Origin of the sequence: Lelliottia sp. F153 (genome assembly GCF_002870005.1) — a bacterium.
Lineage (GTDB): Bacteria > Pseudomonadota > Gammaproteobacteria > Enterobacterales > Enterobacteriaceae > Enterobacter > Enterobacter nimipressuralis.
On the sequence record NZ_PKFT01000008.1, the window covers coordinates 37,724 to 52,466 of the forward strand.

Consider the following 14,743-nt stretch of genomic DNA (forward strand, 5'->3'; position numbering starts at 1 on the left):
GGAATATAGCTGTGGCTATATATTGTGCGTGTGAGCTGTAGACAATATATAGCCATTGCTATAATGATAACCTATTGAGTTTTAACCATTAATTTGTATATTTTCTCAAGGTCATCAATATTTTTCACGCGGATGAGCAACCGGCGCTGCTCTAATTGCATAACCAGTACGCCATCCTCGGATAAATTCATCTCTTTAATACGGTTATATTCTATCCATACATTGGCGAAGAAAAAGCCATGACTTTTGAAGAAGATCTTTGGCACTCTGATCCAGAAGAGATAAATCGCCATTAATGCCAGCGCACATAATAACCATGTGGTTAATAAAGCACCGTGGCTCATCGCATTGTTGTAAATCAGAATGGCGAGCAGACCGGCGAAGATAAATGCATCAACCCGACCGCGACGCAGAAGGGGGATGGCAAGGAGTGTCTCGCCGTGGCGGCGCGGCATGATGAATTCGTCGTAAATGGCGTACGCCAGAAGGGCAATAATAAACAGAACCAGTACGATGTCCGTAACCGTCATTCGTCCTCCAGAATAAAAAACCGGGGGCAAGCCCCCGGCGGATAAAGCAAAAACTTACAGACCCAACAGGCCGATAGCGTAGCCCACGATACCGATGACGAAGAAGCCAACGATAATCCACAGGGCGTTCACTTTCTTACGCAGCAGCCACATACAGGCGAAGGTCAGCAGCAGCGGCACCAGGCCCGGCATTAACTGGTCAAGGATGGTCTGCACGGTGGTCACACGCGTTTGTCCGTCCTGACCGGTAATGGTCGAGACGACAAGCGGGATGTTAACGTGCGTCCACTTGTTAACCAGTGCCCCCATGACAAACAGGCCGAGAATTGACGCCCCCTCAGTCAGTTTTTGCAGGAAGCCACCGCCCATATCAGAAACGATATCGACACCTTTGCGATAGCCGTAAGCGACGCCGTAGTAACGGGTCGCCAGACGAACGGCGTTAAACAGAATGAAGAACAGCAGTGGACCGAGCAGGCTGCCGCTCATCGCGATGCCCGCGCCGAGTGCCGCGAAGACCGGACGCACGGTACCCCAGAAGATTGGGTCGCCCACGCCTGCCAGCGGCCCCATCAAACCGACTTTGATACCGTTAATGGCACCATCGTCAATCTCTGCGCCGTTCGCACGCTGCTCTTCCATCGCCAGCGTCACGCCCAGAACCGGAGCTGCAACGTAAGGATGGGTGTTAAAGAATTCCAGGTGACGTTTAATCGCCTGGCGACGCGCTTCGTTGTTTTCCGGATACAGGCGTTTGATGGCCGGTACCATGGAGAAGCAGAAGCCCAGCGCCTGCATACGTTCGAAGTTCCATGACCCCTGGAACAGGTTAGAACGCAGGAATACGCCACGAATATCACCCGGAGTGAGTTTTTTCTCAGTGGTAGTTTTTGTCATATCAACCATTTCGCTCACCTGCTAGTCCAGTTCGTTATCGAGATCGTTGTTACCAGCAGCCTGCGCTGGTGCACCCGCGACGCGGTTATATTTCGGGCTCAGCTGGATGTACAGAATCGCCATCACCGCACCAATCACACCCAGAGCAACCAGGTTGAAGTTAGTGAACGCCGCAGTAACAAAGCCGAGGTAGAAGAACGGCATCAGGTAGCCTGCGCGCATCATGTTGATGACCATCGCGTAACCGACTACCACGATCATGCCACCCGCAATGTTCAGACCGCCGGTCACGACTTCTGGAATCGCGTTCAGCATGCTCTGGACTTCGCTGGTACCCACAGAAATCGCCACGATAACCGCCGGGATAGCGATACGCATGGCCTGCAGGAACAGAGAGGAAACGTGGATCCACGAGAGGGCCGTCAGGTTGCCATTATCGGCCGCCTTATCCGCCGCATGCTGGAAGGCCACGGTGATAGTACGAACGATGATGGTCAGAACCTGGCCTGCTGCTGCCAGTGGGATGGCCAGTGCGATACCTGCACCGATGCTTTGGTGACCGGCAATAACCAGAACCGTTGAGATGATAGATGCCAGCGCTGCATCAGGTGCAACCGCCGCACCGATGTTCATCCAGCCCAGGGCGATCATTTCCAGCGTACCACCGATGATAATACCGGTTTTCATATCGCCAAGAACGGCGCCAATCAACGTACAGGCCACCAGAGGGCGGTGGAACTGAAATTCATCAAGTACGGATTCCATACCCGCAATACACGCGACGATGAACACCAGCACAATCTGAAGAGTGGTAATCTCCATTGTACTTCTCCTATAACATAAGCTTTATGTGAAAAATCAGCGCCTGGGTTATTTCCCAACTTTGCCGATCAAATCCATCATTTTCAGTTTCTGATCCGTGGAAACCTTACGGGCTTCCAGCTCAATACCGCGTGCATTCAGCTTATTGAAGGCTTCGATATCTTTTTCATCGACTGAAATCGCGTTATTCACCTGCGTTTTGCCCTGACGGAACGCCATACCGCCAATGTTGACGGAGGTGATCTTCACGCCGCCTTCAACAATGCGCTCGACGTCTGTCGGGTTGGTGAACAGGAGCATCACACGCTCGCCCGCATATTTCGGGTTGTTATACACGCGGATCATCTTGGCGACGTCCACGACGTGTGCGGTAACGCCCGGAGGAGCAACCTGGGTGAGAAGGGTTTTACGCACGTGATCGGCAGCCACTTCGTCGCTGACGACGATAATGCGTTTCACGTTGGTCTCTTTGGTCCAGCGTGTTGCCACCTGGCCGTGGATTAAACGGTCATCGATACGCGCAAGCCCGATCACCATGTAATCGTTCGCGCCCATCGGTTTTGTCGGGACCGCTGCTTTCACTGCCGCTGCGACCGGAGCCGGTTTCTCAACCGGTTGTGCTTTCAGCGCTTTCACGCCTTCGCGACCGGTTTCGACTGCCAGAGCGACCAGTTCGTCAAAGCTCGGGTTATCGTCACGGGCCATCAGCGTTTCCACCAGCATCGGGATGTTTACGCCAGCGACAACTTCATGATGCTCTTTATCGACGACAATGCGGCTGGCGGCGTTAAACGGACTGCCACCCCATGTATCAACGAGAAACAGCACGCCTTTGCTGGTATCCAGTTTCTCCAGCTGAGCAGTGTATTTTTCAATCAGCGTTTCAGCGTTTTCGCCAGGGACGAAATCGATCCAGCCAACGTTTTCCTGCTCACCCAACAGCATTTCTGCGGTTTTGAGTAACTGCTCTGCAGCCCAACCATGTGTGCCTATCACAATAGCAATGGTCACTTGCTACCTCCTTTTATTATCATGAGTACATCTGCCAGGCAGATGTACTGAGAATCTTCCCCGGCGTACCGAATCGATTCAGATAAAGGGTTAGAGTTAAATTAACGAAGACTTCCGTGAATTATTTTAGATAGTGAAAAAATAATTTATGTGATGAAGATCCGTAATTTAGCTTCACAGAGGAGATTTATCCCAAATGAAAATCGACTCTGTTACAGATCTTTGCAAAGGAAAGTAAATCTTTGCTAAAAAGCCATTGTCTCTGATATGTTTAGCCTCCGTTTAATTACCAGGAGTATAGGGCTACAGCCCACTGTATGGACCGTCACCGACGTCAGTCATCTTCCAGGCCATTTTGCGCCTCGCACGCCGGCGATCCTCGCCACTCGTTGAACATGTCTACCGCCATTTCGCCCACGCTTTCCGGGGCGCCGTTTTGTCATTCCTTTAGCAGGAGCTTGTCATGGAATTCTTAATGGACCCGTCAATCTGGGTGGGATTACTCACGCTGGTTGTTCTAGAGATTGTTCTTGGTATCGACAACCTGGTGTTTATCGCCATCCTTGCGGATAAGCTGCCGCCTAAACAGCGCGACAAAGCGCGTTTAATCGGTCTTTCGCTGGCGTTGATCATGCGTCTTGCGCTGCTGTCCGTTATTTCGTGGATGGTTACCCTGACCAAACCGCTGTTTACCGTCTGGGATTTCACCTTCTCCGGTCGTGATTTGATCATGCTGGTGGGGGGGCTATTCCTGCTGTTCAAGGCCACCACCGAGTTGCATGAACGGCTGGAGAACCGCCAGCACGACGACGGGCACGGTAAAGGCTATGCGAGTTTCTGGGTTGTTGTCGCACAGATCGTGGTGCTCGATGCCGTGTTCTCCCTGGACGCGGTAATTACCGCCGTCGGTATGGTGAACCACCTGCCGGTGATGATGGCTGCGGTTGTGATTGCGATGGCCGTGATGCTGCTGGCCTCGAAGCCACTGACTCGCTTTGTGAACGAACATCCAACGGTGGTGGTGCTGTGTCTTAGCTTCCTGCTGATGATTGGTCTGAGCCTGGTCGCAGAAGGGTTCGGCTTCCATATTCCGAAAGGCTACCTGTACGCCGCGATTGGCTTCTCGATCATTATCGAACTGTTTAACCAGATTGCGCGTCGCAACTTCATTAAGCAGCAGTCGAATCAGCCGCTGCGTGCCCGTACCGCTGACGCCATCCTGCGTCTGATGGGCGGTCGCCGCCAGACCACCGTCCAACCGGAAAACGCGAACGGTAACCCGGTGCCGGTTCCGGAAGGGGCGTTCGTTGAAGAGGAGCGCTACATGATTAACGGCGTGCTGTCGCTGGCCTCCCGCTCATTGCGCGGCATTATGACGCCACGCGGTGAAATCAGTTGGGTCGATGCCAACCTGAGCGTCGATGAAATCCGCCAGCAGTTGCTCTCCTCACCGCACAGCCTGTTCCCGGTGTGTCGCGGTGAGCTGGATGAAATCATCGGTGTCGTGCGTGCCAAAGAGTTGCTGGTGGCGCTGGAAGAGGGCGTTAACGTCGAAGCGATTGCGGCGGCTGCACCGGCGATTGTGGTTCCGGAAACGCTGGACCCGATCAACCTGCTGGGCGTGCTGCGTCGTGCGCGCGGTAGCTTTGTGATCGTCACTAACGAATTTGGCGTAGTACAGGGCCTGGTCACGCCGTTGGACGTGCTGGAAGCCATTGCCGGTGAATTCCCGGACGCCGATGAAACGCCAGAAATCGTGGCGGATGGCGACGGCTGGCTGGTCAAAGGGACAACCGATCTGCACGCTCTGCAGCACACGCTGGGTCTCGATAACGTCATCAACGATGAAGAAGATATCGCGACCGTTGCCGGATTAGTGATTGCCGTGAACGGCCAGATCCCGCGCGTTGGCGATATCATTGAGCTGCCGCCGCTGCAAATCACCATCATGCAGGCAAATGATTACCGCGTAGACCTGGTGCGTATTGTTAAAGAGCAGTCCGCCCACGACGAAGAAGAGTAATCAGGCTTAGCGTAAGGGCATAATCGGAACGATATGCCCATTCCGCGGTGCTGGTGGAGGCGAGCTTTCCGCCAGCCACCGCGGAAAATCTTTCAGCGGCATCGGCCGCGCATACAAAAATCCCTGCAAAATCGTCACGCCGTGATCGCGCAAATAGCGCGCCTGCTCCTGCGTCTCCACCCCTTCCGCTACCAGTTCAAGATTCAGCCGCTGGCCCAGGGCGATAATCATATCTGTCACCGTCGAATTCACCGCATCCGTCCCGAGCGCCGTGGTGAAAGATTTATCGATTTTCAGCACGTCAGGGCGCAGTTTCTCCAGCCAGGAGAGTGAACTGCTGCCGGTGCCAAAATCATCAATTGCCAGTTTGACCTCTTTGCGATGCAGCTCCCGCACAATGCGATAATCCATGTCCAGCAGGGCATCCCGTTCGGTGAGTTCAACAATCAGCTGCTGTTTGGGATGCGCGCTGAACCAGTAGCGGTTCAAATCCTGTAACAGCATCCCGTTGCGAAAATGGCTGGCCGCCACGTTAATCCCGATATGAAAGCCTTTATTAGCGGGAAAATAGCCAATCTGACGGACGGTTTCTGCGATTACGTAGCGCGTCAGAGGAACAATCAGATTGTGTTCCTCCGCCAGCGGAATAAAAACATCCGGGGAGATCCACCCCTGACGGGGGTTATTCCAGCGCAGCAAGATCTCCACGCCGACACATTTCTGCGTGCGGGCATTGAGTAACGGCTGGCAAAACAGCTCGAACTCGCGTGCAGCCAGGCCGAGATTAAGCTCCCACGTAAAGCTCATGCGACTGGCGGTGGCAAGCCAGGCGATATAGCCCAGCAGCAGGCTCAACAGCACCGCCAGTGGGAGTTGCGAGGGCAAATTTTTCAGCGCCAGCTGGCTCGCGCCAGGCCCGCTGACGGTAATGGTGAAGGGGAAATGGGCCGAAGACTGACGCAGGATCATCGCGTCATCGGTATAGGTGAGCGTGTCGGTCACATTCTGACCGTAGCGAAGAAATTTATTGCCCGCGCTTAAGCTCACGTCAGTGATCAGCGGAGGCTGCGGCTCAAGCATCATGCGGGTGATAAGCTCAATATTCACAACCTGCATCACGCCGTCTTCGCCGCTGTCAGAGACGGGATACCACTGGATTAAAATCGGGCTGCCTTTCAGCAGCGATTTATCCGTCGATAGCACCAGCTGCGGCTGGCTTGAGGGTAATGCCGGTTGTATCTGCCGGATCGGCACGTCGCGGATGCCAAAAATACTGGAGCAGTAGAGGATCCCGTCTTTGATCAGCCCAATAGAGCGCACGGTTTGCAGAGTTGCAGCCTGTTTTCGTAACGACAGGTGGATATCAACGCAGGGGGCACCCACCAGGGATTGCAGTTTTTCGCGGCCACTCTCAAGGGGAATAAGGATACTGTCCAGTGCATTCACAGAGTGGTTTGCAAAGGCGTGAATACGGTCCTGATTGACATTACGCTGTGAAATAAACCGAAAGCTCAGGGTCAAAAAGAGCGTAAAAAGCGCCACCAGCACACAGACAATAATGCGGTTTCGGCGATAGCTTTTAATGATCCTTTGCGCAGTTTGCATGAAAAGGACGCTCGATAAGCCGCCAGCACCAGGCGCCGGGGCAACACAGAAAGTGTAGTGGGGAAATGTTAAGGTGACGAGACAGCGGAGAAAATTCGCCCATCCGTTGCAGATGGGCATATCCCCGTCATACTTCACGCCGTATTACACATCCTGCGGCGTGACGTATTCAGGGGACAGTCGAAATGGTTAGTCGCACTGCACCTTGATCGCCAGGCCGCCGCGAGAGGTTTCACGGTATTTGGCGTTCATGTCTTTGCCGGTTTCGTACATGGTCTCGATGACCTTATCCAGCGACACACGCGGCTCGCTGGTGCGGCGCATGGCCATACGCGAGGCGTTGATCGCTTTCACGGAGGCGATGGCGTTACGCTCGATGCACGGTACCTGCACCTGGCCTGCGACCGGGTCGCACGTCAGACCAAGGTTATGCTCCATCCCGATTTCCGCTGCCACGCAAACCTGTTCCGGGCTGGCACCCAGCAGTTCAGACAGGCCCGCCGCCGCCATGGAACAGGCTACGCCCACTTCACCCTGACAGCCCACTTCAGCACCGGAGATGGACGCATTCATTTTGTACAATGCGCCCACGGCACCCGCTGCGAGGAAATAGCGGATGTAAATGTCAGGCGTCACCGGCTCGATAAAGTGATCGTAATAGGCCAGCACCGCCGGAACGATACCGCATGCGCCGTTAGTGGGTGCCGTCACCACGCGGCCACCGGCGGCGTTCTCTTCGTTCACCGCCAGCGCAAACATATTCACCCAGTCAACCACGTTCATCGGGTCGTTGGAGAATTTATCGGTCGTTACCAGCATACGGCGCAGGGCAGAGGCACGACGCGGTACGCGCAGTGGCCCAGGCAGAACGCCCTCGGTGTTGATCCCACGGTCGATACAGGCCTGCATGGTCTGCCACACATTAGCAAAATAGTCTTCGATCTCTTTTTTGCTGTGCAGCGCCAGTTCGTTTTGCATCACCATGCCGGAGAGCGACAGGCCGGTCTGTTTGCAGTAGTCGAGCATTTCCTGTGCAGACTTGAACGGATAAGGGACGTTAACGTCGCCCGCCGTGTCTTTGCCAAAGTGCTCTTCGTCGACGATAAAACCGCCGCCGATGGAGTAATAGGTTTTGCTGTAGATCACTTTGTCGCCGTTGAAGGCGTGGATCTGCATGCCGTTTTCGTGCAGTGACAGGTTATCACTGCGAAAACGCATGCCGTCGTCGTGGGGGAAATCCACTTCGTGCTTGCCGTTAGCCAGCAGCAGACGACCGCGTGTTTCAGTGTCGCGGATAAACGCCGGAATGGCGTCAATATCCACAGTGTCCGGCATGTTACCTGCCAGACCCATAATAATGGCGATATCGGTGTGGTGGCCCTTACCCGTTAAAGAGAGTGAACCGTAAACGTCAACGGCTACACGGGTAGTGCTTTCCAGTAATCCTTTTTCGACCAGATCATCGACGAACTGTTTACCGGCCTTCATCGGCCCTACAGTGTGGGAAGAAGACGGGCCAATCCCCACTTTGAACATGTCGAATATACTAATCACTTTCTTACTCCTGACAGGGTTACCGGGGTTCCAGTAACGATGTTATAACTGCGCATAGTGTAAGAGGGAAGTTACAGGTCGGCTGAACTATTCACATGAATTAAACTAATGAATAACCCCTGTTTTGCTAATGGTGCGACGCCCCTCGCAAACCCGAAGAAAAATTCAGAATATAAAGTATAGTCAAGGCTTCAGGCCGATTTGCAGTGCCAGCTCACGAATAATGCCCGCCGTCATGCCCCAGACAAAATAATGCTGATACCACGACAGCCACACCCGGTGATCGTGTCCACGCCGTTGAATATCCAGCGGATGATATCGGCTAAGTCGCAGGGCTTCCGCCAGCGGCATTTCGAACACCGCCGCCACTTCATCTTCGCTGGCGTGATAGTGCAGATTGGGCGGGATAATCCCGACGACCGGCGTTACCTGAAAGCCGGTCACGCTGTCCACTGGCGGTAACACGCCAATCACCTCAACGGATTCTGGCGGGATCGCCACCTCTTCCTGGGCTTCGCGCAGGGCAGCGGCAATCAGTGAGGCATCGGAGGCATCGACTGCCCCCCCGGGAAACGCCACCTGGCCTGCGTGCTTACGTAAATGCGACGAGCGTTTGGTCAGCAACAATCCTGGCTGCTCGCGGCGTACCACCGGGATCAACACCGCCGCCTGGCGGCTGTTCAGCGCATCACGATTCACCTGCGGGCGCAAAAGCTGAAAGCGCGACAGAAAATCATCCAGGGTCAGATCGTGGGTATCCAAATGTTAGCTCTCCAGTTGATGCAGGATGCGGTTAACTTTATCAAACGTTTCCTGATATTCCGCGTTTGCCTGGCTGTCGGCCACAATCCCGCCGCCTGCCGAACAGTAGAGCTGCCCGTCGCTGGCGGTCAGGGTACGGATGGTTATGCTGGTATCCATCGTGCCACACCGGCTCAGATAGCCAATGCTGCCACACCAGGCGTTGCGGCGATGCGGTTCCAGTTCGTCAATGATCTGCATGGCGCGCACTTTCGGCGCGCCGGTGATCGACCCGCCAGGAAACGCCGCACGTAGGAGATCGCAGGCAGAACGGCTTGCCGGGAGGCGCGCGGTAATCGTGCTCACCAGATGATGCACCGCCGGAAATGGCTCCACCACGAACAGCTCGGGAACGCGCACGCTGCCCGGCTCCGCGACGCGGCCAATATCATTACGCATCAGATCGACAATCATCAGATTCTCGGCGCGATCTTTTGACGAGGCGGCGAGTTTCTCCGCCTGCAGCCGATCGGCGTCAGGGTCCGTGAGGCGCGGCAGGGTGCCTTTAATCGGGCGCGTCTGGATAGTGCCATCGGCGAGATGAATAAAACGCTCCGGCGAGAGGCTCAGGACTGCGCCCTGTTCCAGACGCAGGAAGGCGCTGAATGGCGCGCGATTACTGGCGTTCAGGCGCGTAAACGCCTGCCACTCATCGCCCGCATAAGTTGCCTGAAAACGCTGGGCGAGGTTCACCTGATAGCAGTCACCGCTGTGCAGATACGCCTGCACCTGAGCGAACTTCTGCGCATACTCATCCGCGCTCATATTGGAACGCCACGCGGAGGTGAGCGTAAAATCAATGGCCGGAACGGGCTGCTGCGCCTCGAGCCACGCCAGCCGCGCGTCAGCGTCGCTGTGGCTCAGCAGTGAAACCCGTTGTTTATGGTGATCAACAATCACCGCCCAGTCGTACAGCCCTACGGCCATATCCGGCAGCGTAATATCCTTCTGCGCGTGCTCTGGCAACGTTTCAAATCGGCGGCCCAGGTCATAGCCAAACAGCCCCAGCACGCCCCCCTGGAAAGGCAAATCAAGATCCGTTGTGGCGCTGAACGGCAGGGCGTTCAGTTCGCGCTCAAGCAGGGCGAGCGGATCCTCAGTGGATGTGACAACGTCACTTGACGATATCTGCGTGAAATCGCCACGGGTCGTCAGGGTGGTGAGCGGATCGGCGACAAGAATATCAAAGCGGCTGTAAGGGTGATCGGCATGCCCGGAGTGCAGCAGCATCGCCCACGGGAGATGGCTTAAGCGCGCAAACCAGAATTCGGCGGCGTCATGACGCCAGGGTAATGAAATGACAGTAGGGGGTAACGGGTTCATGTGTGGCATACTACCGGGCAGCGTGAATTTATTAGCGCAGATAATTTAGCAGGAGTTGATAATGTTTGCAGGTTTACCTTCCCTCAGTCATGAACAGCAGCAAAAAGCCGTCGAGCGTATTCAGGAACTGATGTCCCAGGGAATGAGCAGCGGACAAGCGATTACGACCGTAGCCCAGGAAATTCGCGCCACCCATACCGGCGATCGGATTGTGGCGCGTTTCGAGGATGACGAAGACGACGAATAATCGTCTTACACCGCCGCGATTATCTTGATTTCAACTTTATACTGCGGCTTCATCAGCGTGGCCTGTACCGTACAGCGTACAGGCGCGTGACCCGCTACTACCCACGTATCCCAGGCTTTATTCATCGCAGCAAAATCGTCTTTATTCGCCAGGAAAATGGTCGCATCCAGAATGCGGGATTTATCGCTGCCCTGTTTTTCCAGAATCGCGTCAATTTGCGCCAGCGTATTGGCCGTTTGCTCGAACGCATCAGCGTCCAGGTTTTCGGGGACACCCGTGTAGTAGAGCGTCTGATTATGAATCACTACGTCAGACCAGCGGGCTTCCGCATCAATGCGCACAATTGTCATAAACCTTTCCTCATAAATGGTTTCAGGCCGCAAGACTGCCATAATGTTCCGTCAAGGTCTATTTCGACTGGCACAGGAGAGGGCGGGCTGACATAATCCCTGTGCAAAAATACAGTGAGAGAGCAACGTGGCAGACGATTTTTCAGCAGATGGTCAGTTAGCGCAGGCGATTCCCGGTTTTAAACCGCGCGAGCCGCAACGACATATGGCGGAAGCGGTCACCCGCGCCATCAAAAATACCCAGTCGCTGGTGGTCGAGGCAGGCACCGGGACGGGCAAAACTTACGCCTATCTTGCCCCTGCGCTGCGCGCGAAAAAGAAAGTGATCATCTCAACCGGCTCGAAAGCGTTGCAGGATCAGCTCTACAGTCGCGACCTGCCGACGGTGGCAAAAGCCCTGAACTATAAAGGCCGCCTGGCACTGCTGAAAGGGCGCTCAAACTATCTCTGTCTGGAGCGCCTCGAACAGCAGGCGCTGGCTGGCGGCGATTTGCCGGTCCAGACCCTGAGCGATGTGATCATCCTCCGCGCCTGGGCGAATCAAACCATTGACGGGGATATCAGCACCTGCGCCAGCGTCGCCGAAGACTCTCAGGCGTGGCCGCTGGTGACCAGCACCAACGACAACTGCCTCGGCAGCGACTGCCCGCTGTATAAAGATTGTTTTGTCGTCAAAGCGCGTAAAACCGCGATGGATGCCGACGTGGTGGTAGTGAACCACCATCTGTTCCTGGCGGATATGGTGGTTAAGGACGGCGGTTTTGGTGAGTTGATTCCGGAAGCGGAAGTGATGATCTTCGATGAAGCCCATCAGCTGCCGGATATCGCCAGCCAGTATTTTGGTCAGTCGCTCTCCAGCCGTCAGCTCCAGGATCTCGCCAAAGATTTCACCATTGCCTATCGCACCGAACTGCGCGACACCCAGCAGCTGCAGAAATGCGCTGACCGGCTGGCGCAAAGCGCACAGGATTTTCGTATGCAGCTGGGCGAACCCGGCTATCGCGGGAATCTGCGCGAACTGTTAGCCGACAGCAATATCCAGCGCGCGCTGCTGCTGCTCGATGATGCGCTGGAGCTGTGTTATGACGTGGCTAAACTGTCTCTCGGGCGCAGCGCCTTGCTTGACGCCGCTTTTGAGCGCGCCACGCTGTACCGCACGCGCCTGAAACGTCTCAAAGAGATCAACCAGCCCGGCTTTAGCTACTGGTATGAATGCACCGCGCGCCAGTTCACCCTGGCGCTCACGCCGCTGACCGTGGCCGATAAATTCAAAGAGGTGATGGCGCAGAAACCGGGGAGCTGGATATTTACCTCCGCGACGCTCTCCGTGAACGACGATTTGCACCACTTCACCGAGCGACTGGGGATTGAAGAGTCAGATTCGCTGTTGCTGCCCAGCCCGTTCGATTACGAAACCCAGGCGCTGCTCTGCGTGCCGCGCAATTTACCGCTACCGAACCAGCCGGGCGCGGCGAAACATCTGGCGGCAATGCTCAAACCGATGATCGAGGCTAACAATGGCCGCTGCTTCATGCTGTGCACCTCCCACGCCATGATGCGCGATCTGGCCGAACAGTTTCGCGCCACCATGACCTTACCCGTGCTGTTGCAAGGCGAAACCAGTAAAGGCCAGCTGTTGCAGCAGTTTGTGACTGCCGGTAACGCGCTGCTGGTGGCAACCAGCAGTTTCTGGGAAGGGGTGGACGTGAGGGGGGATGCGCTCTCCCTGGTGATCATCGACAAACTGCCCTTTACCTCTCCTGACGATCCGCTGCTGAAAGCGCGCATGGAAGACTGCCGCCTCCGCGGGGGCGATCCTTTTGACGACGTACAGCTCCCGGACGCGGTTATCACCCTGAAGCAGGGCGTCGGGCGTCTGATCCGTGATACGGACGACCGCGGCGTGCTGGTGATCTGCGACAATCGCCTGGTGATGCGCCCTTACGGTGCGACATTCCTCGCCAGCCTGCCACCCGCGCCCCGCACGCGGGACATTAATCGCGCGGTGCGTTTCCTGGCGAACCCAACGGCGGAGTAATTTGCCCTGGAGTGTGCTAAGATGCGCGCCATTTTGTGACTACCCATTGCGAGAGCGCGAGACCCATGCGAATTCTGGCTATTGATACCGCTACAGAGGCCTGCTCCGTTGCCCTGTGGGATAACGGTACCCTCTTTGCCCATTTTGAAGAGTGCCCCCGGGAACATACCCAACGTATTCTGCCGCTGGTGAAAGAGATCCTTCACCAGGGCAACTCCACTTTAACTGAACTCGACGCGCTGGCCTTTGGCCGTGGGCCAGGCAGCTTCACCGGCGTGCGTATCGGCATTGGTATCGCGCAGGGCCTGGCGCTGGGCGCCGATCTGCCAATGATTGGCGTTTCCACACTCGCTACCATGGCGCAGGGCGCATGGCGCAGCACTGGCGCGACGCGTGTGTTGGCCGCGATTGATGCGCGCATGGGCGAAGTCTACTGGGGCGAGTATACGCGCGATGAGCAGGGCGTCTGGCAGGGTGAAGAGACCGAGTCGGTGCTCAAACCGGACGCCGTTGCTGAACGGTTGAAACAACTTTCCGGCGAGTGGGCTACTGTGGGTACAGGCTGGCCAGCCTGGCCGGATATGGCAAATGACAGCGGTCTGACGCTGGTCGATGGTCAGGTATTACTCCCCCATGCAGAAGATATGCTGCCGATCGCCTGTCAGCTGCTGAGCGCGGGAAAAACCGTGGCCGTTGAACACGCTGAGCCGGTTTATTTGCGAAATGAAGTGGCCTGGAAGAAACTTCCGGGCAGGGCGTGAATCTCAGTAATAAGCACTGAGAAAAGGGAGTCGCATCATGGCGGTTCAAACAAAGGTTGTACGCCTCTTCATAGCGGGCGCTATCGCTGTGGCATTAAGTGGATGTGTCACCGTTCCTGACGCGATCAAAGGAAGCAGTCCAACACCGCAGCAGGATCTGGTGCGGGTGATGAATGCGCCTGAGCTTTACGTCGGCCAGGAGGCACGCTTCGGCGGCAAAGTGGTGGACATCCAGAACCAGCAGGGCAAAACCCGTCTGGAAATTGCGACGGTGCCGCTGGACAGCGGCGCGCGGCCAGTTCTGGGCGAACCTTCGCGCGGGCGGATTTATGCAGACGTGAACGGTTTCCTCGATCCGGTCGATTTCCGTGGCCAGCTGGTGACGGTCGTAGGGCCAATCACCGGTACGGTACAGGGGAAAATCGGTAACACGCCGTATAAATTTATGACCCTGCAGGCCACCGGCTACAAACGCTGGCACCTGACCCAACAGGTCATGCTGCCACCGCAGCCTATCGACCCGTGGATGTGGGGTCCGCACCCGTACCGTTATGGCGGCTACGGTGGATGGGGCTGGTACAATCCAGGCCCGGCTCAGGTTCAGACCATCGTTACAGAATAACTTACTGTTATTATTAGATAAGAGACAGCGGCTCAGCCGCTGTCTCTGTTTTTTACGGATATAACACAAAAAAAAGAGTGACGCGCTTCGCAACCTTAAATTCGAACAATTAATAAACTGGTACGCTGAGTTAATATAATGTTAACGAACTGTTTATTA

At 55.6% G+C, this 14,743-nt stretch carries 14 protein-coding genes; 5 read left to right on the plus strand and 9 right to left on the minus strand.

Annotation, left to right across the window (positions count from 1 at the left end; translation table 11 throughout):
* Positions 1-71: 71 nt before the first annotated feature.
* Genes F153LOC_RS16635 through manX form a run of 4 tightly spaced genes read right to left on the minus strand, consistent with a single transcriptional unit; the run spans position 72 to position 3,260 of the window.
* Entirely contained in the window at positions 72-530 is a 459-nt protein-coding gene (locus tag F153LOC_RS16635; RefSeq protein WP_102103962.1) for a DUF986 family protein, read from the minus strand.
* Between the two features lie 54 nt (positions 531-584).
* Positions 585-1,436 carry a PTS mannose transporter subunit IID gene (locus F153LOC_RS16640; protein WP_154125742.1) on the minus strand — a complete coding sequence of 284 codons (852 nt, stop codon included), beginning with the start codon at positions 1,434-1,436 and terminating at the stop codon, positions 585-587.
* A gap of 12 nt (positions 1,437-1,448) precedes the next feature.
* Positions 1,449-2,249: a PTS mannose transporter subunit IIC gene (manY, locus tag F153LOC_RS16645; protein WP_022648448.1), complete on the minus strand. Its 801-nt coding sequence runs from the start codon at positions 2,247-2,249 to the stop codon at positions 1,449-1,451.
* A 48-nt stretch (positions 2,250-2,297) separates the two neighbouring features.
* A complete protein-coding gene (gene manX, locus F153LOC_RS16650) occupies positions 2,298-3,260 on the minus strand; it encodes a PTS mannose transporter subunit IIAB (RefSeq protein WP_102103961.1) in 963 nt (320 codons plus the stop codon).
* A 463-nt stretch (positions 3,261-3,723) separates the two neighbouring features.
* Here manX and yoaE point away from each other — a divergent pair, with 463 nt between their 5' ends.
* Complete coding sequence (gene yoaE / locus F153LOC_RS16660; protein WP_102103960.1) at positions 3,724-5,283, plus strand: CNNM family cation transport protein YoaE; 1,560 nt, start codon at positions 3,724-3,726, stop codon at positions 5,281-5,283.
* Positions 5,284-5,289: 6 nt separating this feature from the next.
* Here the strand turns inward: yoaE and F153LOC_RS16665 are convergent, their stop codons facing one another.
* The 4 genes from F153LOC_RS16665 to pabB form a co-directional block, all read right to left on the minus strand.
* Positions 5,290-6,888: an EAL domain-containing protein gene (locus tag F153LOC_RS16665; protein WP_102103959.1), complete on the minus strand. Its 1,599-nt coding sequence runs from the start codon at positions 6,886-6,888 to the stop codon at positions 5,290-5,292.
* A gap of 189 nt (positions 6,889-7,077) precedes the next feature.
* The gene (gene sdaA / locus F153LOC_RS16670) at positions 7,078-8,442 is read right to left on the minus strand and encodes an L-serine ammonia-lyase (protein WP_100779824.1); all 1,365 of its coding nucleotides are present in this window, start codon (positions 8,440-8,442) and stop codon (positions 7,078-7,080) included.
* 183 nt (positions 8,443-8,625) lie between these two features.
* On the minus strand, positions 8,626-9,204 hold the full coding sequence (locus tag F153LOC_RS16675; protein WP_102103958.1) for a CoA pyrophosphatase: 579 nt from the start codon (positions 9,202-9,204) through the stop codon (positions 8,626-8,628).
* Between the two features lie 3 nt (positions 9,205-9,207).
* Positions 9,208-10,566, minus strand: a complete 1,359-nt coding sequence (gene pabB / locus F153LOC_RS16680) for an aminodeoxychorismate synthase component 1 (protein WP_102103957.1) — start codon at positions 10,564-10,566, stop codon at positions 9,208-9,210.
* A 61-nt stretch (positions 10,567-10,627) separates the two neighbouring features.
* Between pabB and F153LOC_RS16685 the strand changes: the two genes are divergently transcribed.
* On the plus strand, positions 10,628-10,813 hold the full coding sequence (locus tag F153LOC_RS16685) for a YoaH family protein (protein ID WP_100779827.1): 186 nt from the start codon (positions 10,628-10,630) through the stop codon (positions 10,811-10,813).
* Between the two features lie 5 nt (positions 10,814-10,818).
* On the opposite strand, the gene F153LOC_RS16690 is transcribed toward F153LOC_RS16685, so the two are convergent.
* A complete protein-coding gene (locus F153LOC_RS16690) occupies positions 10,819-11,163 on the minus strand; it encodes a RidA family protein (RefSeq protein WP_102103956.1) in 345 nt (114 codons plus the stop codon).
* A gap of 127 nt (positions 11,164-11,290) precedes the next feature.
* Here F153LOC_RS16690 and F153LOC_RS16695 point away from each other — a divergent pair, with 127 nt between their 5' ends.
* The 3 genes from F153LOC_RS16695 (at position 11,291) to F153LOC_RS16705 (ending at position 14,584) form a co-directional block, all read left to right on the plus strand.
* Positions 11,291-13,201, plus strand: a complete 1,911-nt coding sequence (locus F153LOC_RS16695) for an ATP-dependent DNA helicase (protein WP_100779829.1) — start codon at positions 11,291-11,293, stop codon at positions 13,199-13,201.
* Between the two features lie 65 nt (positions 13,202-13,266).
* Complete coding sequence (gene tsaB / locus F153LOC_RS16700; RefSeq protein WP_102103955.1) at positions 13,267-13,962, plus strand: tRNA (adenosine(37)-N6)-threonylcarbamoyltransferase complex dimerization subunit type 1 TsaB; 696 nt, start codon at positions 13,267-13,269, stop codon at positions 13,960-13,962.
* A gap of 37 nt (positions 13,963-13,999) precedes the next feature.
* On the plus strand, positions 14,000-14,584 hold the full coding sequence (locus tag F153LOC_RS16705; RefSeq protein ID WP_100779831.1) for a Slp family lipoprotein: 585 nt from the start codon (positions 14,000-14,002) through the stop codon (positions 14,582-14,584).
* The last annotated feature ends 159 nt before the right edge of the window (positions 14,585-14,743 follow it).